Annotated in this window: 25 protein-coding genes, 1 tRNA gene and 1 other annotated feature; of the genes, 4 read left to right on the forward strand and 22 right to left on the reverse strand. The window is 52.1% G+C overall.

Annotation, left to right across the window (positions count from 1 at the left end; all coding sequences use genetic code 11):
- Positions 1 to 110 precede the first annotated feature (110 nt).
- Complete coding sequence (gene glgP / locus CTH_RS10445) at positions 111 to 1,778, forward strand: alpha-glucan family phosphorylase (RefSeq protein ID WP_318262822.1); 1,668 nt, start codon at positions 111 to 113, stop codon at positions 1,776 to 1,778.
- 99 nt (positions 1,779 to 1,877) lie between these two features.
- Here glgP and CTH_RS10450 read toward each other — a convergent pair whose 3' ends face one another.
- The 10 genes from CTH_RS10450 to CTH_RS10495 all read right to left on the reverse strand — a co-directional run bounded on the left by CTH_RS10450 (position 1,878) and on the right by CTH_RS10495 (position 9,958).
- The gene (locus CTH_RS10450; protein WP_107753821.1) at positions 1,878 to 2,675 is read right to left on the reverse strand and encodes a TrmH family RNA methyltransferase; all 798 of its coding nucleotides are present in this window, start codon (positions 2,673 to 2,675) and stop codon (positions 1,878 to 1,880) included.
- Between the two features lie 2 nt (positions 2,676 to 2,677).
- Positions 2,678 to 3,328 (reverse strand): potassium channel family protein, encoded by a 651-nt coding sequence (locus tag CTH_RS10455; protein WP_078665552.1) that lies wholly within the window; start codon positions 3,326 to 3,328, stop codon positions 2,678 to 2,680.
- A gap of 15 nt (positions 3,329 to 3,343) precedes the next feature.
- Positions 3,344 to 4,687 carry a TrkH family potassium uptake protein gene (locus tag CTH_RS10460; RefSeq protein WP_107753823.1) on the reverse strand — a complete coding sequence of 448 codons (1,344 nt, stop codon included), beginning with the start codon at positions 4,685 to 4,687 and terminating at the stop codon, positions 3,344 to 3,346.
- 101 nt (positions 4,688 to 4,788) lie between these two features.
- A complete protein-coding gene (rplT, locus tag CTH_RS10465; protein ID WP_078665550.1) occupies positions 4,789 to 5,142 on the reverse strand; it encodes a 50S ribosomal protein L20 in 354 nt (117 codons plus the stop codon).
- A 15-nt stretch (positions 5,143 to 5,157) separates the two neighbouring features.
- Positions 5,158 to 5,352: a 50S ribosomal protein L35 gene (rpmI, locus tag CTH_RS10470; protein WP_078665549.1), complete on the reverse strand. Its 195-nt coding sequence runs from the start codon at positions 5,350 to 5,352 to the stop codon at positions 5,158 to 5,160.
- A gap of 16 nt (positions 5,353 to 5,368) precedes the next feature.
- Positions 5,369 to 5,866 carry a translation initiation factor IF-3 gene (gene infC / locus CTH_RS10475; RefSeq protein WP_242946648.1) on the reverse strand — a complete coding sequence of 166 codons (498 nt, stop codon included), beginning with the start codon at positions 5,864 to 5,866 and terminating at the stop codon, positions 5,369 to 5,371.
- 204 nt (positions 5,867 to 6,070) lie between these two features.
- On the reverse strand, positions 6,071 to 7,990 hold the full coding sequence (thrS, locus tag CTH_RS10480; RefSeq protein ID WP_078665547.1) for a threonine--tRNA ligase: 1,920 nt from the start codon (positions 7,988 to 7,990) through the stop codon (positions 6,071 to 6,073).
- A 48-nt stretch (positions 7,991 to 8,038) separates the two neighbouring features.
- Positions 8,039 to 8,271: a binding site (T-box leader), on the reverse strand.
- 18 nt (positions 8,272 to 8,289) lie between these two features.
- Positions 8,290 to 8,880 (reverse strand): DUF445 domain-containing protein, encoded by a 591-nt coding sequence (locus tag CTH_RS10485; RefSeq protein WP_078665546.1) that lies wholly within the window; start codon positions 8,878 to 8,880, stop codon positions 8,290 to 8,292.
- A gap of 16 nt (positions 8,881 to 8,896) precedes the next feature.
- Positions 8,897 to 9,781, reverse strand: coding sequence for a putative sporulation protein YtxC (ytxC, locus tag CTH_RS10490; RefSeq protein ID WP_159071929.1), 885 nt, complete (start codon positions 9,779 to 9,781; stop codon positions 8,897 to 8,899).
- A 102-nt stretch (positions 9,782 to 9,883) separates the two neighbouring features.
- Positions 9,884 to 9,958 (reverse strand) — tRNA-Cys (locus tag CTH_RS10495).
- A 119-nt stretch (positions 9,959 to 10,077) separates the two neighbouring features.
- On the opposite strand from CTH_RS10495, the gene CTH_RS10500 reads away from it, so the two are divergent.
- From CTH_RS10500 to CTH_RS10510, 3 genes are read left to right on the forward strand one after another with little or no spacing between them, the layout of a single operon-like run.
- Positions 10,078 to 10,425, forward strand: coding sequence for a PadR family transcriptional regulator (locus CTH_RS10500; protein WP_079906396.1), 348 nt, complete (start codon positions 10,078 to 10,080; stop codon positions 10,423 to 10,425).
- Positions 10,426 to 10,905: a VIT1/CCC1 transporter family protein gene (locus CTH_RS10505; protein WP_078665543.1), complete on the forward strand. Its 480-nt coding sequence runs from the start codon at positions 10,426 to 10,428 to the stop codon at positions 10,903 to 10,905.
- Positions 10,902 to 11,432: a permease gene (locus tag CTH_RS10510; RefSeq protein WP_078665542.1), complete on the forward strand. Its 531-nt coding sequence runs from the start codon at positions 10,902 to 10,904 to the stop codon at positions 11,430 to 11,432. Before CTH_RS10505 ends, CTH_RS10510 begins: the two co-directional genes overlap by 4 nt.
- Before the next feature lie 64 nt (positions 11,433 to 11,496).
- Here CTH_RS10510 and CTH_RS10515 read toward each other — a convergent pair whose 3' ends face one another.
- The 12 genes from CTH_RS10515 to ftsE all read right to left on the reverse strand — a co-directional run bounded on the left by CTH_RS10515 (position 11,497) and on the right by ftsE (position 25,777).
- Positions 11,497 to 12,471 carry a hypothetical protein gene (locus tag CTH_RS10515; protein ID WP_107753826.1) on the reverse strand — a complete coding sequence of 325 codons (975 nt, stop codon included), beginning with the start codon at positions 12,469 to 12,471 and terminating at the stop codon, positions 11,497 to 11,499.
- A complete protein-coding gene (locus CTH_RS10520) occupies positions 12,471 to 12,887 on the reverse strand; it encodes an OsmC family protein (protein WP_078665540.1) in 417 nt (138 codons plus the stop codon). The genes CTH_RS10515 and CTH_RS10520 overlap by 1 nt, the downstream gene beginning before the upstream one ends.
- Positions 12,888 to 12,904: 17 nt before the next feature.
- Positions 12,905 to 15,739 carry an excinuclease ABC subunit UvrA gene (gene uvrA / locus CTH_RS10525; protein WP_107753828.1) on the reverse strand — a complete coding sequence of 945 codons (2,835 nt, stop codon included), beginning with the start codon at positions 15,737 to 15,739 and terminating at the stop codon, positions 12,905 to 12,907.
- 17 nt (positions 15,740 to 15,756) lie between these two features.
- Positions 15,757 to 17,742: an excinuclease ABC subunit UvrB gene (gene uvrB, locus CTH_RS10530; protein WP_107753830.1), complete on the reverse strand. Its 1,986-nt coding sequence runs from the start codon at positions 17,740 to 17,742 to the stop codon at positions 15,757 to 15,759.
- A gap of 89 nt (positions 17,743 to 17,831) precedes the next feature.
- Complete coding sequence (locus CTH_RS10535) at positions 17,832 to 18,722, reverse strand: DUF8189 domain-containing protein (RefSeq protein ID WP_107753832.1); 891 nt, start codon at positions 18,720 to 18,722, stop codon at positions 17,832 to 17,834.
- Between the two features lie 38 nt (positions 18,723 to 18,760).
- Positions 18,761 to 20,026 (reverse strand): sugar ABC transporter substrate-binding protein, encoded by a 1,266-nt coding sequence (locus tag CTH_RS10540; RefSeq protein ID WP_159073862.1) that lies wholly within the window; start codon positions 20,024 to 20,026, stop codon positions 18,761 to 18,763.
- 32 nt (positions 20,027 to 20,058) lie between these two features.
- Positions 20,059 to 20,631 carry a uracil-DNA glycosylase gene (locus CTH_RS10545; protein ID WP_078665535.1) on the reverse strand — a complete coding sequence of 191 codons (573 nt, stop codon included), beginning with the start codon at positions 20,629 to 20,631 and terminating at the stop codon, positions 20,059 to 20,061.
- Complete coding sequence (locus CTH_RS10550) at positions 20,622 to 21,776, reverse strand: hypothetical protein (protein WP_078665534.1); 1,155 nt, start codon at positions 21,774 to 21,776, stop codon at positions 20,622 to 20,624. Before CTH_RS10550 ends, CTH_RS10545 begins: the two co-directional genes overlap by 10 nt.
- Positions 21,777 to 21,802: 26 nt before the next feature.
- Positions 21,803 to 22,954 (reverse strand): S41 family peptidase, encoded by a 1,152-nt coding sequence (locus CTH_RS10555; RefSeq protein ID WP_318262676.1) that lies wholly within the window; start codon positions 22,952 to 22,954, stop codon positions 21,803 to 21,805.
- Between the two features lie 82 nt (positions 22,955 to 23,036).
- A complete protein-coding gene (locus CTH_RS10560) occupies positions 23,037 to 24,197 on the reverse strand; it encodes a murein hydrolase activator EnvC family protein (protein WP_159073863.1) in 1,161 nt (386 codons plus the stop codon).
- Between the two features lie 16 nt (positions 24,198 to 24,213).
- Positions 24,214 to 25,101 carry a permease-like cell division protein FtsX gene (gene ftsX, locus CTH_RS10565; protein WP_078665573.1) on the reverse strand — a complete coding sequence of 296 codons (888 nt, stop codon included), beginning with the start codon at positions 25,099 to 25,101 and terminating at the stop codon, positions 24,214 to 24,216.
- Positions 25,091 to 25,777, reverse strand: a complete 687-nt coding sequence (ftsE, locus tag CTH_RS10570) for a cell division ATP-binding protein FtsE (RefSeq protein ID WP_078665532.1) — start codon at positions 25,775 to 25,777, stop codon at positions 25,091 to 25,093. The genes ftsX and ftsE overlap by 11 nt, the downstream gene beginning before the upstream one ends.
- Between the last annotated feature and the right edge of the window lie 17 nt (positions 25,778 to 25,794).

The following is a 25,794-nucleotide window of genomic DNA, read 5'->3' on the forward strand; positions in this document are numbered from 1 at the left end:
GAATAATGTTTTTCGCCTCTAGAAAAACTAATGCTGATCAAGGAGACAGGAGGCGAGAAACTTTGCAGTACCAGCAACAAAAAACCCTGCCCAGGGTAGCATATTTTTGTATGGAATATGGTCTTCACCCCCAGCTCCCTATTTATGCCGGTGGACTGGGAATTTTAGCCGGTGATTATCTCAAGGCGGCCCGGGACATGGGCTTGCCGGTAGTAGGTATCGGTATCCTCTGGGCTCAGGATTATACTGAACAATACATCGGGGCCGATGGTCGTCCCTATGATGTTTTCCCGACTTATGACTACAGTTTCCTGCAGGACACAGGTGTAACGGTTACCGTGAATGTGCGGGGCGAGGAAGTGGTTTGCCGCATCAAAAAAGTGGACCAGTATGGCAATGCTCCCCTATACCTGCTGGACACCAACTATCCCGGCAGCCGTCACGGCTGGATTACCTCCAAACTCTACGGCGGCAGCAACCAGGACCGGGTGGCCCAGGAAATTGTGCTGGGTATCGGCGGAGTGCGGGCTCTGAGGGCCCTGGGCATAGAAGTGGATATTTATCATTTCAATGAAGGCCACGCCGTTTTTGCCGGGCTGGAACTGGTCCGGGAAAAAATGGCCCAGGGCCTCTCTTTTCAGGAAGCCTGGCGGGCCGCCCGGCGGCAGATAGTGTTTACCACCCATACTCCGGTGCCGGCAGGCAATGAAATCCATGATCACGGCCTGTTACAATATATGGGCGCATATAATGGCCTGACTTATGAGCAAATGAAAATGATTGGTGGCGATCCCTTCGGGATGACGGTAGCCGGTTTGCGGCTCTCCTGTATTGCTAACGGAGTCTCCCGTATCCACGGGGAAGTAGCCCGCCGGATGTGGAAGGAGGTAAGCAATTCTGCCCCCATCATTTCCGTCACCAATGGAGTACATGATCGCACCTGGCAGGATCCGGCCATCTGGGATGCCTATCAGAAGGGACAAAGTCTCTGGCCGGCCCACCAGGCAGCCAAACAGCGCTTAATCGATTTCATCCGCCAGCGTACCGGTACGCCTTTAAATCCCAGTGCCCTGCTGGTAGGATTTGCCCGGCGGGCTGCCCCGTATAAACGCTCGGACCTGATTTTTCGCAATACTTCCCTGATCGAGCCCCTGCTGCTGAACGGCAAATTGCAGCTGGTCTTTTCCGGTAAAGCTCATCCTGCTGATGAACATGGCAAAAATATTATCGCCGACCTGGTCAAAATGGACCGCCGCTTTGGCGATGCCGTCGTCTTCCTGGAAAACTACAACATGGAAGTGGCCAAATACCTGGTTCAGGGCTGTGATGTCTGGCTCAATAACCCCAGGCGGCCCTTAGAAGCCAGCGGTACTTCGGGCATGAAGGCTGCCATGAATGGAGTGCTGAACCTGAGTGTCGTGGATGGCTGGGTAGCCGAAGGTCCCCAGCATGGTATCAGCGGCTGGCTGCTGGACCATGTAATTGAGAAAAATGCCGCCCACTGGGATCAGGACGCCGAGGATCTGAAGGCCCTCTATCATATTCTGGTCAATGAAGTAATCCCCACCTACTATGAAGACAAGGACCGCTGGGGCCGGATGATGCGGGCCAGTATCGAAATGTCCCGGGAAAAATTCTCCGCCCATCGTATGATCCGGGAATATTATGAACAGCTCTACAGCAAAGGGGGGCGTGACCCTGAACGACGCACCTTTATCCATATCACTCCCGAAGGTATGGATATTTTTCAGTCTGTGCTGCCGGAAGCCGCCCATTAAAAAAGAGCCCATCTCCGGGCTCTTTTTTACAGTCCTTTACCTTTTTCCCTGGCTATGCGCAGCATTTCACCCACCGAGGCCCGACAGGCAAACCCCCGCCTAAACGGCGGAGTTCTGACGAATGGTTTCATACATCAGGATACCGGCAGCCACAGCCACATTCAGGGATTCGGCCCCTCCCGGCATGGGAATGGTTACCCGCTCCCGGGCCAGAGCCAGCAATTCAGGACTCAACCCCCGGCCTTCATTGCCCAGCAAAAGCAAGCGGGGCTGTCGCCAGTCTAACCGGTAATAGGGCACTGCTCCTTCCAGGGCAGTAGCTGTTACCCACCAGCCCAGTTCTGCTGCTGCCCGAACAGCGGCCAGGCTGTCGGTCAACTCCCGGCAGGGCAGGTGAAAGATGGCACCCATGGTGGCCCGTACCGTTTTAGGATTATACAGGTCGCAGCTGTCCGGGGTGGTCCAAACCTCCCTGATACCGGCGGCAAAGGCAGTGCGAATGATGGTCCCCAGATTACCTGGATCCTGAATCCCATCCAGCACCAGTATTATTCCCCGCCCAGGCCGGGGGAGGGTAAAATCCTGCTGCCGTACCGGCACCACCGCCACCAGACCCTGCGGCGTCTCAGTGGCACTGAGTTTGGCCAGCACCCCTTCACTAACCTCCTGGCAAGGAATGGCTCGTTCCTTTAACTGCCGAAACAAGGCCTGTCCCCGCTCTTTACCAATCCCGACAGCGGTATAATAAACTTTAGTAACCGGATAATCGGCTTTCAGGACTTCTTCCAGCAAGCGCACTCCTTCCACCAGAAAAGCTTGCTGTTCGCGGCGCCCTCTGGCTGTCAGCAGGCGAGCCCGCTCCTTGATTTCCGGATTGGCTGTGGAGGTAATTATCACTTTTAGCCCTCCATCCGCAGTTTTTTCAGGGATTTGTTATCTCCGATCACTACCAGGATATCATTATTCATAATCATGGTCTGACCGCCGGGAGCGACGATGATTTCCTCCCCGCGCTTAATAGCCATGATGTTAACCTTGTACTTGTTACGAATATTGGACTGCGCCAGTGTCTTCCCCACCAGGTCATCGGGGGCAATGATTTCCAGGATACTGTAATCCCGGGAAAGTTCAATATGATCCAGCACATTGCAGGAAACCAGGTTTTGCGCTACCCTGACGGCCATATCCCGTTCCGGATATACCACCTGGTCAGCTCCTACCCTGGCCAGCACCTTGCCATGCAGTTCATTCTGGGCTTTGGCGATTACTTTTTTTACTCCCATTTCTTTCAGCATGACAGTAACCAGAATGCTGGCCTGCACATCGGCCCCGATCGCCACGATAACCTTGTCGAAGTTGGTCAGGCCCAGTTCCCGCAAGACAGCTTCATCCAGTACGTCCGCTTCCACAGCATGGGTAACAAAATCGCGGATTTCCTGCACCCGGTCTTCATCCTTGTCCACCGCCAGTACCTCATGCCCCATAGTCGTCAGGGTCTTAGCCATTGCGGTGCCGAAACGCCCCAAACCAATAACGGCAAATTGTTGCATTTTGCCTGCCTCCTTTTAACCCACCAGAATCTTCTCTTCTGGATGTCTGATCAGATTCGGCTTTTCCATCTGGGCCAGAGCCATAAACATGGTCAGGGGCCCCAGCCGCCCGATAAACATAGTCATGGTGATCAGCAGTTTCCCGGCCAGAGATAGTTTAGGAGTAAGCCCCAGGGTTAACCCCACAGTGCCGAAAGCAGACACTGTCTCAAACAGGACAGTAAGATAATCCGCTTCCTCTGTGACGGTCAGAATCATGCTGACCAAACTGACTACACCAATGGCCAGGGCAGTGATGGCCATGGCCCGGTAGATTATTTCCTGGCCCAAACGGCGTTCAAACACTTCCACTTCCGTTTTGCCCCTTACCACAGACCAGACTGCCGCAGCCAGGGCTCCGAAGGTGGTGGTCTTGATCCCGCCCCCGGTCGACCCCGGGGAAGCCCCGATAAACATCAGCATAATCAGGATGATAACCGTAGTCGGACGGATATGGGCCAGATCCAGGGTATTAAAACCGGCAGTACGCGGGGTAACTGCCTGAAAGAGACTGGCCAGAATTTTGGTATCCCAGGCCAGGGGCCGCAAAGTAAAGGGGTTACTGAATTCCAGAAAATATACGGCAACCGCACCAATGATCACCAGAGCCGAAGATATAGCAAAAACCATTTTACTGTGCAGGGACAACTGTTTCCATTTCCGGTGTTTCCCCCGGTGAATTTCAGCAATAACAGCAAAGCCCAAACCGCCCATGGTAATCAGAGCCATCACCGTCAGATTGAGGCCCCAGTTACCAACTTCACTGGTAAGACTGGAAAAATTGCCGAACAGGTCAAACCCGGCATTGCAAAATGCGCTTATACCATGAAAGATACCATACCAGAGAGCTTGTCCCCAGCCCAGGCGCTCATGCAGAAAATATGCAATCAAAAGGGCACCTGTGCCTTCAATGATAATTGTGGTAACCAGCACATACCGGGCCAGCTTGACCATCCCCTGTAATGACCACTGGTTCAGAGATTCCCTGATCAGGATCCGTTCCTTTAACCCAATTTTCCGCCCCAGCAAAACAAAGATGTAGGCGGTCATGGTCATAAAGCCCAGTCCCCCTATTTGAATGAGGCTGAGCAACACAATCTGCCCAAACAGGGTAAAGGTGGTGGCTGTATCCACCACTACCAGTCCAGTTACGCAAACGGCTGAAGTGGCTTCAAACAGGGCATCCACAAAAGCTAAGCCCTGCCCGTTTTTAGTGGCAATGGGTAAGGTAAGCAGGAAAGCACCCAGCAAAATAACAGTTGCAAAACCAATTACCAGTACCCTGGCCGGAGCTGTCAGCCAGGTCCAAATCCTTCGCATAAAATGCGCCTCCCCGGTTTTTTCAGGGTTTTTCGTCAAAGATGTAAAGGGCATGGCAATGCCATACCCTTTTCTATTCTTACCCGGTATTCAGCTTGCAATTACAGGCTGGCCTTGGCTTTTTCCACCAGCTGGCTGAAAGCCTGCATATCATTGACAGCCAGGTCGGCCAGCATCTTCCGGTTGATTTCGATACCGGCCTTTTTCAGGCCATTGATCAAGCGGCTATAGGAGATGCCATTCATCCGGGCAGCAGCATTGATCCGGGCAATCCACAGTTTGCGGAATTCGCCCTTGCGATCCTTCCGGTCCCGGTAGGCATACATCAGGGACTTCATCACCTGCTGGTTAGCCATGCGGAATTTCTTGGACTTAGCACCCCAGTAGCCTTTGGCCAGTTTCAAAATCTTTTTATGTCTTCTCCGTGTTACGGTACCACCTTTAACGCGCGGCATTGACCTTTACCTCCTTTAGTAGGGCAACAAGACCCGCAGTTTTCTTTCATTGGTTTTGTCAACTACTGTAGCAGTGCGCAAACGGCGCTTGCGAGCCGGAGCTTTCTTCTCCAGAATATGGCTGTGGAAAGCTCTTCTTCTTTTGAACTTTCCAGTTCCGGTTTTCTTGAAACGTTTAGCTGCACCGCGGTGGGTTTTCATCTTCGGCATAGCAGGATCCTCCTCCCTAGTCGTGTTGTTTTGGTGCAAGAATCATTATCATATTCCTGCCTTCCACTTTGGGGGCCCGTTCCACAACGGCATAGTCCCGGACATAGTCGGCCAGCCGTTCCAGCAGCTGTTGGCCCAGCTCGGGGTGAGTGATTTCCCGGCCCCGGAACATGATGGTGGCCTTGACTTTGTCGCCATCCTTCAGAAAGCGCAGGACATGATTGGCTTTAACTTCAAAATCATGCTGCTCAATACTGGGACGCAGCTTAATTTCCTTAACACTGATCACTTTCTGTTTTTTCCGAGCTTCCTTTTCCCGTTTAGACTGCTCATAACGGTATTTGCCGTAATCCATAATCCGGCACACCGGCGGTTTGGCAGTAGGAGCCACCTCCACCAGGTCGAGATTACGCTCGGCCGCAATGCGCAGGGCATCCTTGATAGGCATGATGCCCAGCTGTTCCCCGTTTTCGTCCACTACGCGGACTTCCTTGACCCGGATCTCCTCATTGATACGCAATTCCTTGCTAATAATCAGTCACCTCCTGCTGAAATTACAAAAAGGCGGATGGATATCCATCCGCCTGAAAGTCCTCACTCTACGGCCAAGCCGTAATGTTCGACCCTATCAACCTCAGTGACCCGCTGTCCTGAGGTGAGAAGCGGATGGCTTCTGCTTGGTTGTCTCACTCAGCATAGTATAACATCCAGACCGGGATTAGTCAAGAGCTTTTTCCCGAATTTCCAGCAAGACCCTTTCCTGCAGTTCTTCCGGAGTCATGCTGCCCAGATCTCCCTGGCCCCGACGCCGTACGGCAACGGTACCAGCTTCCACTTCCCTGTCCCCCAGTACCAGCATATAGGGGACTTTCTCCAGCTGGGCCTCCCGGATTTTGTAGCCAATCTTTTCATTGCGGTCATCCAGCTCTACCCGGATGCCAGCCCCCTGCAGCTGCTGATACAGTTTCACGGCGTAATCCCGGGCCCGGTCGGTTACAGTCAACAGCTTAACCTGAACCGGTGCCAGCCACACCGGGAAAGCCCCGGCAAAATGTTCGGTCAGAATGCCAATAAAACGCTCGATAGAGCCAAAGACCACCCGGTGAATCATTACCGGCCTGTGTTTTTGCCCATCTTCACCCACATAGGTCAGGTCAAATTTCTCCGGCATCTGGAAGTCCAGCTGAATGGTACCGCACTGCCAGGTCCGGCCCAGGCAATCCTTGAGGTGGAAGTCAATTTTAGGTCCGTAAAAGGCGCCATCCCCTTCATTGACCTTGTATTCCATCCCTCTGGCCTCCAGCGCCTCCCGCAGGGCACTGGTAGCCAGCTCCCAGATCTCATCTGACCCCATGGAGTCCTCCGGTCGGGTGGACAATTCCACTTTGTATTCGAAGCCGAAAGTGGAGTAAAATTTGTCGATTAGCTCGATTACTCCCAGAATTTCGTCCTTAATCTGCTCTGGCAACATGAAGATATGGGCATCATCCTGGGTAAAACAGCGCACCCGCATCAAGCCATGTAATACCCCCGATTTTTCATGGCGATGGACCAGCCCCATTTCCCCATAGCGCAAGGGCAAATCCCGATAGGAATGGAGCTGGGACCGGTAGACCAGAATAGCTCCAGGACAGTTCATCGGTTTGACAGCATAATCTTCGTCATCGATTTTAGTAAAATACATATTTTCTTTGTAGTGGGCCCAGTGGCCAGAACGCTCCCAGAGCTGCCGGTTCAGGATGATAGGAGTACGGATTTCCTGATAACCCGCCTTGCGATGCTCTTCCCGCCAGAAACTCTCCAGTTCATTGCGAATTATCATCCCTTTGGGGAAGAAGAAAGGAAAACCAGGGCCTTCATCCATAATATCAAACAGCTTCAATTCCTGGCCGATTTTGCGATGATCCCGGCGTTTGGCCTCTTCCAGCCGGAACAGATACTGTTCCAGGTCTTCCTTTTTGAAAAAGGCAGTAGCATAAAGGCGCTGCAGCATCTTGTTCTTTTCACTGCCCCGCCAGTAGGCTCCGGCAATGCTCATGATCTTGAAAGCCTTGATCCGGCCACTGGAGGGCAAATGGGGCCCGGCACAGAGGTCAACAAAATCCCCCACCTGGTAAATGCTGATCACCGCATCTTCCGGCAGGTCATTGATGATCTCCACCTTGTAGATTTCTCCCCGTTTCCCGAACAGGGCCAGCGCCTCCTCCCGGCTGATTTCCTTACGGATAAAGGGCAAATCCTCTTTGACCAATCGGGCCATTTCCGCCTCGATAGCGGCAAAATCCTCGGGAGTAAAGGTATGGGGGCTGTCAAAGTCATAGTAAAAACCATCGGCGATGGCCGGACCAATCCCAAATTTAGTACCAGGGTAAAGTTTCTGCACGGCAGCCGCCATAATATGAGCGGCACTATGGCGCAGGATTTCCAGCGCTTCCGGGCTCTCAGCTGTGATAATCTCCAGCGCCCCCGAACCAGGTAAAGGCTGATGCAAATCGATAATCCTGTCATTCATTTTCCCCGCCAGAGCGGCTTTGGCCAAACCCCGGCCGATACTGGCCGCTACCTCTGCTACTGTAGTTCCCTGCGGATACTCTCGCACTGAGCCATCTTTCAAAGTAATCTCTAACTGTTCAGCCATTGATTAAACCCCCTTTTTCTGCAAACCAAAAATAAAAAGCTTTCATCCCTATGGGACGAAAGCTCTGCTTCCGCGGTTCCACCCAAATTGTTTTGCCAGCTGGCAAAACCTCTCCATCCCGATAACGGCGGGCGCCGTCCGTCACTACTCACCAACCGGTTTTGGCAACGGCACTCCGGGGTGGTTTCATCTGCTCCTCTCCCTGGCAGGGCTTGCAGCCGGTGACCCCGCCTCTCTGGAAGGAGGTAAGAGAGACTACTTATCCCCATCCTCGCTTTCACTTGATTATACATTATATCCTAAATAAACAGAATCTGCAAGAGCCCGATAAAAAATCCCAGCACTCCGCCCAGCACTTCAATATGCCGCAATTCCTGGGCGGCAATCTTCAGGATCAGCTGTTCCAGCTGGTCCAGGTCCAGGGCCAGCACTTTCTCCTCCACCAGCCGGGCCAGCTCCAGGTCCTGCACCACCTGGCCCTCCAGCTTGTCCAGGGTTTTGCCCAGTAAGGCCGGTATCTCTTTATCCACCAGCTCACCGATTAACTCCACCGCCACTGTCCGCATGGCTAAAGGCAAAAAGGAAGGCAATTTTTCCAGCGCCCTCTTTTTCACCCCCTGATTGATCGCCTGCAAAACCGAAGGTTTCAATATAACCTGACGCAATTCCTCCGCCAGTTTCTCCGCTGTCAGCAGCTCTTCCGCCACAATCTGGCCGATCACCCGGGCCAGTTCCGCCTGACGCTTGGGGATCAGTCCCTGCAGAGTAAAATTGATCAGGGGAAAATGCCAGGCCCGCCGTGGTCGGAATAACATGCGCACTGCAATGTAGTTAGTAGCATATCCGATCAGAGCCCCAATCAGGGGCAAAACTACCCATTTCGGTAACAAGCCAAGCCCTCCTCGTTTAATGGACCAGACAGCGATGGCAGCCTGAGCACTCCTGCAAGCGGGTGCCGAAAATCTCCTTCAGCATCCCCCTGGTTTTGAGCCGGTTGGCCGGGGTTTTGTGGATAATTAGCCGTTCGGGAGCCAGTGTAATCAAGGCACTAACCAGGATGTCATCCAGGTTTATTTCACTGGGCGGCTGGTATTGCAACCAGTCATCCACGAAATCCTCCGCCAGGGCCCCTCCCTCCCTGTCTTCCAGGCGGAACTGGCGGTCGAGGGGAAAAAAAATATGGACTTCCGGGGTGCGCGGTTCCTGGATGTCGACAAAGTAGCGCAACAGGCGGATGAACTCCTGGTACTCCCGATCCAAAAGAAAGGCATCAACGGCATTTTCCACTGCCTGTTCCAGTTCCTGCAAATATTCCTGTAAACGAAAACGCAAAAAGCCATCTACTACCAGTTCTTGATTGGTAGCCAGATAATCCAGCACTTTGGCGGTAATCCGGTTCTTACGTAACAGCTTGCGCACCACCAGCTGCTCCTGTCCTTCCCCATTCAGTTCCCGCCAGGCCAGGGCAAAGATGCGATGCTGTTCTTCCGGGGCAAAGTAATAGTAGTTGCTGTGAATATAGCCCCAGAGCAAATCCTCTTCCCAGCGGTCCACAATCAGGTCGGCCACGGCCCCGGCCACAAAATGGCGGATGATCTGGCGAATTTCCTTGTCGGCATAACCTAACTGGCCAGTATCGTGGACCGATAAACCCAGGAAGGTATATTCTCCGGATGTAAATTCATTCAGGGCAAAGCGAAAGCCTTCTTCTTTCAGCCGGTCAAACTGCTGTAACAGGTGTTTTTTCAACAGGTTGGTATCACTGGCTGAGCCAATGGCATAAGGTTCCACGGTCGGCCACCTCCTTATGGATAGTGTCCGACGGGAAAGGTCCCCTTATGCAGAAAAGCTGAGTTTCGTAAATCTTACGAAAACTCAGCTTCAGCAGTCAGATGGAGGCGGCGGTCGGAATCGAACCGACGCATCTCGGTTTTGCAGACCGCTGCGTTACCACTTCGCCACGCCGCCGGATTGCATGTTCTATGTTACACAAAAAGCGGGGTTTTGTCAATAGTTAATTTGGTGATTGCGTAAAAGGAATGTCTCCATCTTTTTATATAATTATTATATCGAAAGGGTGAAATTCAATGTCAAATGGTAAATATGGTCGTCATGTACCTGCATTCGTTTTATTGTTGTTAGCAGAAGAACCAGCCTATGGTTCAATGCTTTTAAATAAGATGAACGAAAGACTACCTTATAACAATATTGATGGTGCGGCCTTGTATAGAGCTTTAAAAGACCTTTTAAAAATGAATGCAGTTACTGCCTATTGGGATACAACAGAACCAGGCCCTCCAAAGAAATGGTACAAAATAACTCCTCTGGGATTAGAAAAACTAGCAGAATACAACGAAGATATTCAGCAAAGAATTAAAAATTTACAGTTTTTTTTATCCCACTATAAAAAAATGTTTGTTCAGGAGGAAAAATAAATGGATAATTTTATTCTTTATATAGCTTCTATAGGTTTACTTTTTTCGTTTATTAAAGATAAAAAGAAAACAAGACAAGCCTTAATTAAGGCAAAAAATTCTTTTTTAAATTTATTACCTGAAGTATTGTCTATTATGTTTTTTGTAGGAATATCCTTATCCATCATCAATCCTCCTACTGTTTCTAAAATCATTGGTAAACAGTCAGGAATACTAGGTGTTATCATTGCTTTGTCTATAGGCTCCATTACATTAATTCCAAGCTTTATCGCCTTTCCCCTTGGGGCTACTTTATTAAGCAATGGTGCCGGTTACACTCAAGTTGCTGCCTTTGTATCAACCCTTATGGCGGTAGGAATTGCAACCCTTCCTGCCGAGATCAAATATTTTAATAAACCTACTGCAATACTGAGAAACGGGTTAGCCCTTATCATATGTATACTCTTTACTTTTTTGATAAGTCAGGTGATGAATAAATGATTATAGTCAAAAAATACAAATGGGCCATCTTTTTATTTATTATTACAATTGCTATTTATTTTTATGATAAACCTACAGGAACAAAGGCCTTTAGCATTTTTCTTTCAAACATAATAACCATGCTCAAAATACTTCCTCCTACCTTTGTCCTCGTTGGACTATTAGATGTATGGACACCAAAAGAAACTATGATAAAATACATGGGACAGCATTCAGGAATAAAAGGAATAGCCGTTGCATTTTTCTTAGGCACAGCAGCTGCTGGACCCTTATATGCAGCCTTCCCTATTGCTGCCCTTTTATTAAAAAAAGGCGCTCGTCTAGCTTATGTATTATTTTTTTTAGGAGTATGGTCAAGCACAAAACTCCCTATTGTACTTTTTGAAATTGCCTCTTTAGGCTACAAGTTCACTTTCCTACACATTGGCATAAGCCTCCCTGCTTATTTAGTTTCTTCATTCTTTATAGAGAAGATACTCTCTTCTAATTCTAAAAACGAAATTTATAGAAAAGCAGTTACTCTTTAAATAGATTATGACGAGGTAATTAAAAAAGCCAGGCCTGACCGGTTTACCGGCAAGGCCTGGTTTCTCATTTCTTCACCTGTTCCAGCTTCCCCGTAGCCAGGGACCATTTCCAGATTCCTTCTGCCCCCTGCTGGGGTACAGTCCCCTGAGCCGCCGTCACCCGGAAATAAAGCTCCGGACCAGTCGGCAGCCAGTAGAGAAAATTCAAATCATAGTTAGTCCAGGGAAACTGCTCATCAAAAGGGGTTTTCAACACCTTTTTCACTCCCGGCTCATAAATTACCAGACGCCGGGTCCCGGCAGGCGTATCCAGATTGGCTGCCAGATATTTGCCCTCCGGTGACCAGGCCAGAGCCGCCACTCCTCCTTCAAAGTACAAATCCAGGGGCTTTAAGGCCGGCCTGGCAGCAGCTTCAGTCGGCAGCAGGGCAATAAAGGCATGGAGGCCGCGGGTGGACAGGGCCAGCTCCTTCCCATCCGGCCGCAGGGCCAGGGGGCCAAAGCCTTCCCGCCCAACACCGAATTCCGTCCCCGGCTCCGCCCCCAGGGGAGAAGCTACATTGGGCAATTGTTCCAGGGACAGCAGGGTACGGGCCTGCCCGCCCTTTTGCTGCAATACCAGGGCAATATCCCGGGCGGTTACCAGCCAGTCGGGGGTCAGGTCCTCAATGCCATCTACCCGCCACTGGCCTTCCTCTTTTTTCAGTTTGAGCCGGCTTTGATAGACCCGGGTATAACTGCGGTCGGAGTAGGTTTCCTGCCAGCGGACAGTCACTGTTTTTTGCTCTGTATCCACTGCTCCGATTTGATAGCCGACCCAGTGGGGATTAAGGGGGCCTAAGATTTCCGCTACCTGACTCCGTCGGACCGTGGTCAGGGTATTGCGCAAACTCTGTTCCTCCCGGCTCAGGCGGGCTTCAGCAAACTGGCTTGCTGCTTTGCTCAAATCCTCGGCAGCTGGCCCCATACCGGGCAAGCTGCATCCGCCGAGCAGCAAGGAGAAAAACAGCAGCCAGCTCCAGCACTGCCGTTTTTTCATCATACCACCCCGTTAATTTCGTAGCGATAATTGATTTTAGCTACCCCTTTGACGGTGTTAGAAGCACTGCAGTATTTATCCAGGGACAGTTCAATGGCCTTGACCAGCTTCTCCTCTGGAATTTCGCCCCAGACCCTGTAAACCAGGGTGATTTCAGTAAATACTTTGGGGTGATCAGCAGCCCGCTCCCCTTCAACCTCTACGACAAAATCCTGCAAATTGAGGCGCATTTTCTCCAGAATGGAGACAATATCAATGGCGGTACAGCCCGCAACCCCCATTAGCAATAACTCCATGGGCGAAGCGCCTTTGCCTTCACCACCGGCAGCCGGAGCAGCATCGATGGGAATATCCACCTCCTGGGCCCCCCGCCCTAGAAAATGCATTTTCCCCTGCCATTTAATGTTTACCTTCATGTTAACTACCTCCCTCTTTATGCTAGCTGGCGCTCCCGGGCCAGCAGCCGGGCCAGGAACTGGCCGGTATAACTCTGAGGCTGGGCCGCCACTTCCTCGGGAGTGCCCTGGGCGATTATCTCTCCGCCCTTATTGCCTCCTTCCGGCCCCAGATCGATGATATAATCGGCGGTTTTAATTACATCCAGGTTGTGTTCGATCACCACCACCGTGTCACCGTTTTCCACCAGCCGGTGTAGTACCTGTAATAGTTTGTCCACATCAGCCATATGCAAACCGGTGGTGGGCTCATCCAGAATATAAAGAGTGCGGCCGGTGCTGCGGCGGCTGAGCTCGGTAGCCAGCTTGACCCGCTGGGCTTCCCCGCCGGACAGGGTGGTGGCCGGCTGCCCCAGTTTGATATAGCCAAGGCCCACATCCTGCAGGGTCTTGAGTTTACGGTGGATTTTGGGGATATTCTGGAAAAATTCCACCGCCTCATCCACTACCATTTCCAGCACATCAGCGATGGTTTTGCCTTTGTACTTCACTTCCAGCGTCTCCCGATTATACCTCTTGCCTTTGCATACCTCACAGGGGACATAGACATCGGGCAGGAAATGCATCTCAATCTTGATAATCCCATCCCCGCTGCAGGCTTCACAGCGGCCCCCCTTAACATTGAAACTGAATCTTCCGGCCTTATAACCTCGCACCCGGGCTTCCGGAGTCTGGCTGAAAACCTCCCGAATAGCGTCAAAGACCCCGGTATAGGTAGCCGGATTGGAGCGGGGAGTACGGCCAATAGGGGACTGGTCGATATCGATTACTTTGTCGATATGCTCCAGGCCCCGGATTTCCTGATGGGCACCGGGCTTATCCTTGGCCCGATAAAGATGGGCAGCAACTCCCTTGTAGAGTATTTCATTGACCAGAGTGGATTTGCCGGAACCGGAAACCCCGGTGACACAGACAAATACCCCCAGGGGAATGCGGACATTCAGGTTTTTCAGGTTATTCTCCCGGGCCCCGATGATCTCCAGATATTTGCCATTGGGGGGCCGACGCAGGGCCGGCACCGGAATGCGTTTTTTGCCACTCAAATACTGACCGGTCAGGGAGCGGGGATTGGCCATGATTTCCGCCACTGTCCCCTGGGCCACCACTTCCCCGCCATTGGCCCCGGCTCCAGGGCCGATATCGATGACATGGTCGGCGGCCAGAATGGTATCTTCATCGTGTTCCACCACCAGCAGGGTATTGCCCAGGTCCCGCAGCTGTTTCAGGGTAGCCAGCAGGCGGTCATTGTCCCGCTGGTGCAAGCCGATGCTGGGTTCATCCAGAATATAGAGCACTCCTACCAGGCCGGAACCGATCTGGGTGGCCAGCCGGATGCGCTGGGCTTCACCTCCGGATAAGGTATGGGCCGCCCGGCTCAGGGTCAGGTAATCCAGACCCACATTATTGAGAAAACCCAGGCGCGCCTTGATTTCCTTGAGGATCTGACGGGCAATCAGCTGTTCCCGCTCAGTCAGCGCTAATTCCTCAAAGAAGCGCAGGGCCTCTTCCACCGAAAGGTCAGTCACTTCCCGGATGTTCTTGCCTCCCACCAGCACGGCCAGGGCTTCCGGCTTCAGGCGGGCTCCCTGACAGGCCGGACAGGGTTTGGTGGTCATGTATTCCTCAATTTCCGCCTTGACGCTCTCGGAAGTGGATTCCCGGTAACGCCGCTCCAGGTTGGGAATGATCCCCTCCCAGACCGAATCCATGGTATGTTTGCGACCATAACTGCTGTAAAAGGTCCAGTGGATTTTCTGCCCCGGAGCACCATAAAGGAGGACCTTTTTTTGTTCAGGGGTAAAACGGCTGATGGGGGTATGGAGATCAAAACCAAAGTGTTTGCCCACCGCCGCCAGCAGTTGCCACATCCACTGGTTAGTGCTGCTGCTATATGGGAGGATCGCCCCTTCAGCGATGCTTTTTTCCGGGTCCGGAATCACCAGCTCCGGATCGATTTCCATCTTCTGCCCCAGCCCCGTACATTCCGGACAGGCCCCAAAAGGGGAGTTGAAGGAAAACAGCCGGGGCGCAATTTCCTCGATACTGATACCGCAATCGATACAGGCGAAATTTTCACTGAAAGTTAGTTCTTCGCCGCCAATTACATCCACCACTGCAATCCCTTCCCCCAGCTTCAGGGCCACTTCCAGGGAATCGGCCAGGCGCTGGCGAATGCCTTCCTTCAGCACAATCCGGTCCACCACCACCTCAATGGTGTGCTTTTTATTCTTTTCCAGGCTGATGGGTTCATTCAGGTCATAAATCTGCCCATCTATCCGCACCCTGACATATCCCTGTTTGCGAATTTCCTCCAGCAGTTTGGCATGTTCCCCTTTACGCCCTCGTACCAGGGGAGCCAGGATCTGCAGGCGGCTGGCTGACGGCAGGCCCAGAATCTGGTCCAGCATCTGGTCCAGGCTTTGCTGTTGAATGGGCTGGCCGCAGCGGGGGCAATGGGGACGACCGATGCGGGCAAACAACAGCCGCAGGTAGTCATAGATTTCCGTCACCGTACCCACCGTGGAACGGGGGTTGCGGCTGGTGGTTTTCTGGTCAATGGATATAGCCGGGGATAGTCCCTCAATGTAATCCACATCCGGCTTGTCCATCTGACCCAGAAACTGCCGGGCATAGGCGGAAAGGCTTTCCACATAACGGCGCTGGCCCTCGGCATAGATGGTATCAAAGGCCAGAGAGGACTTGCCGGAACCGGATAAACCGGTGAGCACCACCAGCTTGTCCCTGGGGATGGTAATATCTATATTCTTCAGATTATGAACTCTGGCACCTTTTACAACAATATCTTTAATCAATGCTGTTAACCTCCTGTTTAGCTCAGGTATTCTGCGCGCAATTCCAGGATAGCATCCCGCAATTCCGCTGCCCGCTCAAATTCCAGGCGCCGGGCAGCCTCTTTCATTTCTTTCTCCAGTTGCCGCAGCAGTTTGTCTACCTCTCTTTTGTTCAGCTTTTTCTTCTTGCCAGTGGATTCACCATATTTAGCCGCTGCTTCGGCTACCGCCTGGGTGGCCTCAATTACATCCCGGACCGCCTTGCGCACCGTCTGGGGCACAATGCCATGGGCCTGGTTGTAAGCCATCTGTTTACTGCGGCGGCGGTTGGTCTCCTGGATGGCTCTGGCCATGGAATCGGTAATACGGTCAGCATACATGATCACCTGACCATTGGCATTGCGAGCCGCCCGGCCGATGGTCTGAATCAGGGACCGTTCAGAACGGAGATAACCTTCCTTGTCAGCATCCAGAATGGCGACCAGGCTTACCTCCGGCAAATCCAGGCCTTCTCTGAGTAAGTTAATGCCAACCAGGACATCGAAGACCCCCAGGCGCAGATCGCGCAAAATCAACATGCGCTCCAGGGTTTTAATATCCGAATGCAGGTAACGGACTTTGATGCCCAGTTCCCGCAAGTAATCAGTCAGGTCCTCCGCCATTTTCTTGGTCAGGGTAGTGACCAGCACCCGCTCATCCCGTTCCACTCGTTGCCGGATTTCCCCTACCAGGTCATCGATCTGCCCTTTAGTGGGACGAACATGAATTTCCGGATCCAGCAATCCGGTGGGACGGATGATCTGTTCCACTATTTGCGCACTCTTTTCCAGTTCATAGGGACCGGGGGTAGCAGAAACGAAAATAATCTGATTGATTTTCTGCTCAAACTCGCTAAACTTCAAGGGTCGGTTATCAAAGGCAGAGGGCAAACGGAAACCGTGATCCACCAGGGCCTGTTTGCGGGAGCGATCCCCTTCATACATGGCTCCGATCTGGGGAATAGTGACATGGGATTCGTCCACCATAATCAAAAAGTCATCCGGGAAATAGTCCAGCAAGGTATAAGGCGGTTCCCCCGGCGTCCGCCCTGTTAAATGCCGGGAATAGTTTTCAATCCCCTGGCAAAAGCCCATTTCCCTCAGCATCTCCAGGTCATGCCGGGTCCGCTGCTCCAGCCGCTGGGCTTCCAGCAGTTTATTCTGAGCCCGCAGTTCTTCCAGCCTTTCTTTCAGCTCTGCTTCAATGGAAGCCAGGGCCCGCTCCAATGTCTCACGACCGGTCACATAGTGAGAGGCCGGAAAAAACACCACATGCCGGCGCTCCCCGAAAATTTCTCCGGTCAGGGGGTCGAACTCCACTATGCGCTCCAGTTCATCCCCGAACAGTTCCAGCCGAATGGCCCGCTCACTGGAGGCGACCGGGAAAACTTCGACTACATCTCCCCGCACCCGGAATGTACCCCGGGTAAAATTGAGGTCATTGCGATTATACTGCATGTCTACCAGGCGGTGTAAAATCTGCTCCCTGTCCCAGATCTGCCCCGGCCGCAGGGAAAACATGTTTTCCCGGTATTCCTGGGGGGAACCCAGGCCGTAGATACAGGAAACACTGGCCACAATAATGACATCCCGCCGCTCAAACAGGGCTGCCGTGGCCGAATGGCGCAATTTGTCGATTTCATCATTGATAGAGGCATCTTTTTCGATATAAGTATCAGTCTGAGGAATATAGGCCTCTGGCTGATAATAATCATAATAGCTGACAAAATACTCGACCGCATTGTCCGGGAAAAATTCCTTGAACTCACTGGCCAGCTGGGCTGCCAGGGTTTTATTGTGAGCAATCACCAGGGTCGGCCGCTGTACCCGGGCGATTACCTGGGCCATGGTATAGGTTTTGCCGGTGCCGGTAGCACCCAGCAGGGTCTGATAGCGATAACCTTTATTTAACCCCTCTACCAGCCGGGCTATAGCCTCCGGCTGGTCCCCTTTGGGGGTAAACTCGGATTTTAGCTTAAACTCCATCTGCCTTCAACTCCGTATATTTGTTCTCACATAGTATATGATACAGCGAAATTGTCTCCGAGTAAACAAAAAGCCCGGCCAAAACCGGGTTAAAAGACTTTGACATTAAAATATATGCTGTCATCCATCCCCCGCACCACCAGCCAGAGCAAGTTGCGGAAGTTTTCCGCTGCCGGTCCGGAAGGAGTACGACCCTGACCGGGGACTTCCGACCAGCCGCTCCCGAGGTCCCGACGCAGGATATTCTGGTAAATACCATTATCCGTGCCTCTGACAAATAGGTTCAATTCCGAGCGGAATACCACCGCCTCCGGTTCCGCCAGGGTCAAGCCGCCGCCGGGAACCTCTGACCAGCCGCTCCAGATCCCCAGGGGTGACAGGCGGTTGAGATAAATGCGGTCATCAGTACCGCGAACAAACAGGTAGAGATAGCCGCGATAACTGGCTGCACCGGGCCCGGACAAAGTACGGCCATTGCCAGGCACCTCCGACCAGCCGCTCCAGATTCCATCGCGGTTGAGCCGATTAGAGTAGATACGGTTGTCAGTTCCGCGGACAAACACCCAGAGGAAACCGCCATAGTTCACAGCCTCCGGGCTGCCCGTCGTGCGGCCACCGCCGGGCACTTCTATCCAACCGTCCCAGTCTTCATCATCATCCATCCGGTTATACCAGATCCCATCATTTAAGCCCCTTACTACCAGGTAAAGGCGATTGCGATACACCGCCGCTCCTGGTCCACTGCGGGCCCTACCGCCTCCTGGCACTTCCCGCCAGCCGCTGAAAGGGCTGGGATTAAAGGGCCGCAGGCTATTTATCCAGAGGCCATCATTAAGCCCACGAACAAAGAAAAAAAGGCGATCATCAAATTCCACCAATTCCGGTTTATCCGGAGTTTTTCCTCCTCCGGGCATTAAGGTCCAGCCAGACCAGTTATTGACCATATGCCTGGCTACCAGGTCATAGGGATGGTAAAACATGGCTCCTCCCCCGCTTTGCTTCGGGTTACTGCTTTATCTTATGTTCCCTGACCTGATTCTGTGCCTCCCTGCTGTCCTTCCTGTTCTTCTCCTTTCACCCGTTTCATGGCCTTGATTTCCCCATCTATCTCCAGCTCCAGGCTCTCCCCGGGTTTCAACTCCAGTTCCAGGGTTTTGCCTTCCTTGCCTTTTATCTTTATTTTACTGGGCGTGCTTTCCCCTGCACTTTGACCTTTCTTTTCGCTTTCTCCGGATTTAGAATCTCCCTGGCTACCGGAGCCGCTTTTGACGGCAAGGGGTTTAATCTTACCCCAGCGTTCTTCCAGCAGATAGAGATTATCCTTGCGAATCAGGCGTACCGGAATAACTTTGACCGGCACATCCGCCCCATCATTTTTGATTTTCTGATCATATTCCAGCATTTCCTTTTTGGCCAGTTTGCTGGCCCCCGCCAGAGCATAATAGGCCAGTAAATCGGGCCGGGTGTCTACGTCTGCTGTCAGCAGGTCGCCGGCGATAGCTGCCGCCCCTTCTTTGCTGGCCCCCAGGGCCACCGTCACTGGCAGAGTTTCCTGCTTTTCCTTTTTCTCCTTGAGGTATTTGATCAGTCCTGGGACCAGCAAACTATGCTGAACCACTATACCCTGAATGCCTGTCTGGCTTTTTAATGCCTCATATGCCCGTGTGGCTACATCTTCCGGCTTACCAGTTACATCCAGCGGGGCTTGTTTTACCTTTATTCCCGTTAGCCCCTGCAGGCTGCGTTGCAAGCCAGCAAACAGGGCTTCTTCCACCATGGAAGGCTGCGCTGCTGTCAAAACCAGGAGATTGCCTTTGAATTTTTGCTTTACTAACAGCTCCCCCTGCAATTCCCCTGCCCGCAACCAGTCTGGAGACAAAAAACCATCGGCATTGACGTCACGGGGCAAATTCTCCAGGATCAGAACCTTAACCTTTTTCTGCGCAGTTTTGCTGACTATATCTCTGGCAATGGCGGCATCCGCCGGCAGCAGAACCAGGGCCTTGATTTTTTTCTCTAATAGTTTTTCCACCTGTACTGCCTGAGTCGGACCATCATTTTTGGCATCCTGCCAGAGCAGCTTGACTTTGGCAGGCTTTGCTCCTTTGTCCATCTCCTTTTTGAAAAAGGGATAGCCATCCCCCGCCATGTTAGCCATGGCGACTCCGATGGGAATTTCATTTTCTTTTTTGCTGAGTGGCTTTTTGGCCTTTTTCAACAAACCACAACCGCCCGTCAACACGACCAGGAGCACAAGCGAAAAAGCAACAATGCGACGGCCCATGTTCATCCACCCCATTAAAAAAGACTTCATCCTTAGTATGAATTAGGATGAAGTCCCATATACTCCAGGGCGGCCATCACCTGTTGTAAATCCTGCCAGCATTCTGCCTTTTTGGCCGGATCCCGCAGCAAAGCAGCCGGATGATAGGTGGGCATAACCCAGATACCGCGTTCATCAACAAACCAGCGCCCGCGATATTGAGTAATAGCCGCCCCGGGTTTGATCAGATTTTGCAGAGCTGTACTGCCCAGCAAGACGATAATTTTCGGCTGCACCAGGTCGATTTGTTGATATAGCCAGGGCAAACAGGCCCGGGCCTCTTCCGGTTTAGGGACGCGGTTGCCCGGCGGCCGACATTTGACGATATTGGCGATATAGACCTGGTCCCGCCGCCAGCCCATGGCACTAATCATCCGGGTCAGCAGCTGACCCGCAGCCCCGACAAAGGGTCGCCCCTGCCGGTCTTCTTCCGCTCCCGGCCCTTCCCCGATAAACATCAGATCAGCCCGGGGATTGCCTTCCCCGAAAACCACCTGGGTAGCCTGTTGCCTCAACCCGCATTTATTGCATGCTAACGCCTGTTCCGCTAACCGGGTCAAATCCATCGGGAGTCCTCCTTTTGCCGGAACAGTTTTTGCCACAACCTTTTCGCCAGTCCTTCAAAGGAAAGCCGCACTTCTGGCTGGTCTTCCGCCCGCGGGGAAAGAGTCATCCCCCACTGATGGTGCTGAGCCAGAAAGCCGATTTTGCGCTGCCATTGGCCCTGAGCGGTAATAAAGTCCACCGTCACCCAGCCCCTAACTGCTAGCAGATCTTCCCCCACCGGCTGCCCGTTGATATTCAACAACCAGTCACCCTGGCGCAGGCCCAGCCACTCGGCAAAACTGCCCGGCTGGGTGGCCAGTACCTGCCAGCCCCGTTCCGCAGTGGATTGCCAGCGCGGTTTGCCTGCCATTTCCTCCCGGGGACTGGCGTGCACCACCAGTTCATGTCCCAGGGGACTGAACAGGGCTGCCAGCGGCAATAGCCCGGGATAAAAACTGGCCAGCCAGGTCAAACCGCCCAGCACCAGACTGAAACCGGCTAACTGCCAGGCTGTACGCCGTGCCCGCTGCCAGGGCAGCCGGGTCAGAGCCAAATCGCTATAGCCAAGAGCAGCCAGCAATGGTAAAAGATAGAAATCAGCGCCGGATTGAACCCAGATCACCAGGGGAATGGGCCAGAAAGCCTGAAGATAAAAGCCTCCCACCGTACCCTGGCGGGGATGGGCCACAGTAATGGGCGCCGCATAACGGGCCCCGGTAAACCAGATCAGCACTGCCTCCAGCAGATGCAGGACAGCTACCAGGTACATCAACTGGACACCATTGACTTCAGGCCAGCCCCAGAGCAGGTTGCTCAGAGTTAGTATCCCGGCAGCATAGGAAAAACATAAAAAGCGGTGATGGAATAACATCAGAATCAAAGCCAGGGGCCAGAGCCACTGTACTCCCAGACTATCAATATCAATGCCCAGGCCCAGCAGCAACCAGCTGCCCAGGATTCCGCCAGCCAAACCCCAGAGGGCCTGGCTGGCCAGGGCTTTGCTATAGGCCAGTAAACCGGCCCTATCCCCGAAATAGCGTTTAAATTGCTTTTTTTGGAGAAGAAAGAGGAGAACCAGGATAATCAGTACTGAAGCGGGGGCTTCAAAAGGGATGAGCAAGACCTGTTTGGCAATAACCCACAGGTCAGATACATCAACCAGCATCAAAATGCCCCCTTTCCCCTCGTAAATTAATACAGTTTAGCCCGGATTATTTCCTTGGCTTTGGCTAGCTGCAGGTCCTCCCCGTTTTCCGGCTGTTCTACAACTATATCAGGAGTGATTCCCTTTTTGTGAATATCTCTGCCTTTGGGAGTAAAATATTTGGAAGTAGTCAATTTAAGACCAGTGGTGTTATCGATGGGATAAATAGTCTGAACAACCCCTTTACCAAAGGTCCTGGTCCCAACCAGTACCCCAGCTTGATAATCCTGGATCGCACCAGCAACTATTTCCGAAGCACTGGCACTGTTGCCATTGACCAGTACCACCAGAGGTAAATTGAGTTTGCCGGCATCGGATTCCTCGACCTGTACTACTCCCTTCCGGTCACGGATGGTTACCACCGGCCCCTTGCCAATAAACTGGTCAGCAACTTTGACAGCAGCGGTCAACTCACCCCCGGGGTTATCCCTGAGGTCGAGAATTATGCCTTTATAATCCCCTTCGGTTTTCAGATCATTCAGGACCTTGACCAGCTCATCACCGGTATGCTCATTGAACATGCTGATGCTGATATAAGCCACCGGCAGGTCTGGCAATAATTTACCATCCACACTGGGAACATTGATAATCTCCCTGGTCAGAGTAAACTCCAGGGGTTTGCTTTCATTCTTGCGTACAACCGTGATTTTTACCGTTGTACCAGGCTTGCCCCTAAGCAGCTGCACAGCCCGCTCAATATCCATATCCAGGGCATCTTCTCCGTTAATTTTGGCAATCACATCCCCGGCCTTAATGCCAGCCCGGTAGGCAGGAGTCCCTTTAATGGGCGCAATTACTGTAATATGTTTGTCTTTTACGGCCACCTGGATACCGACCCCGCCAAATGCCCCGGAAATCTGTTCCTGCAAATGTTTAAAAGTTTTGCTATCCATGTAAACAGAATAGGGATCATCCAGCGCCTCAACAATGCCTTTGGCTGCTCCCTCCACCAGACGCCCGCTATTCACTGGTTCAATATAATTTTCTTCTACCAGGTCAACTACCTGTAATAAATGGCGTACTTCTGTCCAATTCTGCACTATGGCAAATAGAAAGGGCAATGCCACCAGACCTACCACACTGAGGAAGACCATGATAATCAGAATTATTCTTTTCAGCGCTTTCAAGAACCAGTTCACCTCCAATACTTCACAACTACTATACTACAATACCGGGCAAGAAAAAACAAGAAAGGGCCAGATTTGACCCTTTCGCAAATTCTTACACATATCCCAGCGGATTGACCGGTTCTCCATTTTTTCGCACTTCAAAATGCAGATGGGGACCTGTGCTGCGGCCAGTACTGCCCACCAGACCAATGGTTTCGCCCTTACTAACCTGCTGCCCTACACTGACACTGCGGGCTGACATGTGGGCATAAAGGGTGCTGATGCCACCCCCATGGTCGATGATCACCACATTGCCATATCCGCTCATCCAGCCTGAATAAATCACTTCCCCATCCTGGGCCGCTACAATGGGTGTGCCCTGGGGAGCGCCGATGTCAATACCCCGGTGGAAACGGGCTTCCCCGTAAATGGGATGTACGCGCCAGCCGAAACCGCTGGTAATCCGCCCATGCCCAGGCACCGGCCATTTCATTGCCCCTTCCCCGCGCGGGGTATTCTGCTGATTTTCCTGCCGCTTTCTTTCTTCCCGAATGCGGATAATTTCCGCTACCTTGCGGCTTTCTTCCTCCTCCAGGCGCTCAATTTCCTCCTGGAACTTGTCCAAATTGGCTTCTGCCTGTTGTTTTAACTGTTCATGTTCCGCCTCTTTGGCCAGGCTTTCTTCTTTCTTAGCTTCTGTGGCCTGTTTTAATTCAGCCACTTTTTGTTTACGCTCCAGCAAACTCTTTTTCTTGGCCTTAATCTCATTTTGCTTGGCTTCAATCTGTTCCACCAGCTGCCCGTCCTGCTGGATAATGGCCTGCATGTAGTCAACTCTGGTTAAAAAGTCAGAGAAATCCTCAGCGGATAGTAGCACTTCCAGATAGCTGACCGCCCCGTTTTCATAAAGGTCCCGCAAGCGGTTGTTAAGCTGTTCCACCTGTTCATTCAGTTCCTGGTTGGCCTGAGCCAGCTCCTCTTCCGCTGCCGCTATCTGCTCTTCCAACGTCCGGATAGTCTTCTCCTTGGCCTGAATATCTTCCTGGAGATTATCTATTTCCGATTTAACCCGGTCGATAGCATCGGCCAGGCGTTTGATTTCTTCTTCAGTGGCATCCTTTCTCTTTTCTAATGTCTTTTTCTGGGCCCTGATTTTATTAAGTTCCTTGATGGCCTTTTGCTCCCGACTGCGGCTGCTGTCAGCCCCAAAAGCACTGCTTACCGTAGTAAGAGTCAGTACGGATATTAGCAGTAACGAAACCAGACGACGCAATTTAATCCCTCCCCCATCAGACATGTAGATAGCGGCGAACAGCTATAAAGCTACCTGACACCCCCAGTAAAACCCCTGCTCCCAGCAGGCCCTCAAACACCAGGGCCAGCTGCCGCCAGTCCCGGGTCAGGGGCAAGGTGGGCAGGGAAACAGTTACCGTTTCCAGCAAAGAGGTATAGGAAAAATAAAGAATTCCCACAGCTACTCCGGCCCCAATCAGCCCGATTACCAGCCCTTCCAGAACAAATGGCAATTTGATAAACCAGTTGGTTGCCCCCAGGTATTTCATGATATTGATTTCCTTGCGGCGGGCGAAAACAGTCAACCGAATAGTAGTGTAAATCAGAAAGACTGACGCCAGGGACAGGAGTCCGATCAAGACTGAACCGGCCACTCGAACCCAGTTAGTAATAGCAAACAGCTTTTCTACTACACCCTGGCCATATTTAACCTTGTCCACTCCAAACATGGTCTCTATCTCCTGGGCCGCTGGCTTAACCTGCTCGGGTTTTTGCATCTTCACCCGATAAACATCAGGCAAAGGATTTTGTCCCTTGATCGCTTCCAGCACCCCGCGGCGATCGGAGAAATTTTCTTTAATCTTCTCCAGGGCCTGTTCCTTGGAAACAAAATCCACTTCCTTGACTCCCGCCAAATTTCGTAATCGCGTCCCCAGTTCTTCCACCTGTTCCCGGGGTAAATCTTTTTTGACAATTACCGAAATTTCCACCTGAGATTCCAGATGGGTGGCCACCGAATTGGTATTCAACACAACCAGCAGAGCCGCCCCTAAAATCAGCAAAGCGATAGCAACCGTACCGGCAGAAGCCGCTGCCAGCCAGGCGTTACGGCGCAGGGAGACCATGGCTTCCCCGGCCAGGTAGCCCATGGTCCTAATCTTCATAGCCATATACTCCTTTCTCCTCATCGCGGACAATCTGCCCGTTTTCCAGAGCCACCACCCGTTTTTGCATCATATTTACCATTTCTTTATCATGGGTGGCCATGAGAATGGTTGTCCCCAGTTTGTTGATATCAGCCAGCAGTTTCATAATCCCCAGCGATGTATCGGGGTCCAGGTTACCGGTAGGCTCGTCTGCAATAACCATCAGGGGGTTGTTGACCATGGCCCGGGCAATAGCTACCCGTTGCTGTTCTCCACCGGACAATTCCCGGGGAAAGGAATTTTCTTTTCCCTTCAGGCCCACCAGTTCCAGCATGCCTGGTACCAGCCGCTTGATTTCTTTTCCGGACGCCTCCGCCACCCGCAAGGCAAAGGCCACATTTTCAAAAACCGTTTTATCCTGTAACAGGCGGAAATCCTGAAAAACCACCCCGATTTTCCGCCGCAAATAAGGCACCTCACTGTTTTTCATGCGCACAATGTTTTTACCATTGATATAGATCTGGCCCCTGGTGGGATTTTCCTCTCTGGTCAACAGTTTCAGTAAAGTGGATTTCCCCGCCCCGCTGGGTCCGACCAGAAACACAAACTCCCCTCTGCCGATTTTAAGGGTCAGATCATGCAGGGCTTTGACACCATTAGGATAAATTTTGGATATATTGTAAAGTTCAATCACCTAATTTCCCTCCTACA

The sequence above is a fragment of the Carboxydocella thermautotrophica genome (assembly GCA_003054495.1).
Taxonomy (GTDB): domain Bacteria; phylum Bacillota.

Coding starts and splice junctions, on each gene's coding strand:
- glgP (WP_318262822.1), top strand. CDS start 111: ATGGAATATGGTCTTCACCCCCAGCTCCCTATTTATGCCGGTGGACTG.
- CTH_RS10545 (WP_078665535.1), bottom strand. CDS start 20,631: ATGGATTTGACCCGGTTAGCGGAACAGGCGTTAGCATGCAATAAATGC.
- CTH_RS10460 (WP_107753823.1), bottom strand. CDS start 4,687: ATGCGAAGGATTTGGACCTGGCTGACAGCTCCGGCCAGGGTACTGGTA.
- CTH_RS10540 (WP_159073862.1), bottom strand. CDS start 20,026: ATGGGCCGTCGCATTGTTGCTTTTTCGCTTGTGCTCCTGGTCGTGTTG.
- CTH_RS10550 (WP_078665534.1), bottom strand. CDS start 21,776: ATGCTGGTTGATGTATCTGACCTGTGGGTTATTGCCAAACAGGTCTTG.
- rplT (WP_078665550.1), bottom strand. CDS start 5,142: ATGCCGCGCGTTAAAGGTGGTACCGTAACACGGAGAAGACATAAAAAG.
- CTH_RS10510 (WP_078665542.1), top strand. CDS start 10,902: ATGATTATAGTCAAAAAATACAAATGGGCCATCTTTTTATTTATTATT.
- thrS (WP_078665547.1), bottom strand. CDS start 7,990: ATGGCTGAACAGTTAGAGATTACTTTGAAAGATGGCTCAGTGCGAGAG.
- CTH_RS10520 (WP_078665540.1), bottom strand. CDS start 12,887: ATGAAGGTAAACATTAAATGGCAGGGGAAAATGCATTTTCTAGGGCGG.
- CTH_RS10515 (WP_107753826.1), bottom strand. CDS start 12,471: ATGAAAAAACGGCAGTGCTGGAGCTGGCTGCTGTTTTTCTCCTTGCTG.
- CTH_RS10455 (WP_078665552.1), bottom strand. CDS start 3,328: ATGCAACAATTTGCCGTTATTGGTTTGGGGCGTTTCGGCACCGCAATG.
- CTH_RS10500 (WP_079906396.1), top strand. CDS start 10,078: ATGTCAAATGGTAAATATGGTCGTCATGTACCTGCATTCGTTTTATTG.
- ftsX (WP_078665573.1), bottom strand. CDS start 25,101: ATGAAGATTAGGACCATGGGCTACCTGGCCGGGGAAGCCATGGTCTCC.
- uvrB (WP_107753830.1), bottom strand. CDS start 17,742: ATGGAGTTTAAGCTAAAATCCGAGTTTACCCCCAAAGGGGACCAGCCG.
- CTH_RS10535 (WP_107753832.1), bottom strand. CDS start 18,722: ATGTTTTACCATCCCTATGACCTGGTAGCCAGGCATATGGTCAATAAC.
- CTH_RS10505 (WP_078665543.1), top strand. CDS start 10,426: ATGGATAATTTTATTCTTTATATAGCTTCTATAGGTTTACTTTTTTCG.
- rpmI (WP_078665549.1), bottom strand. CDS start 5,352: ATGCCGAAGATGAAAACCCACCGCGGTGCAGCTAAACGTTTCAAGAAA.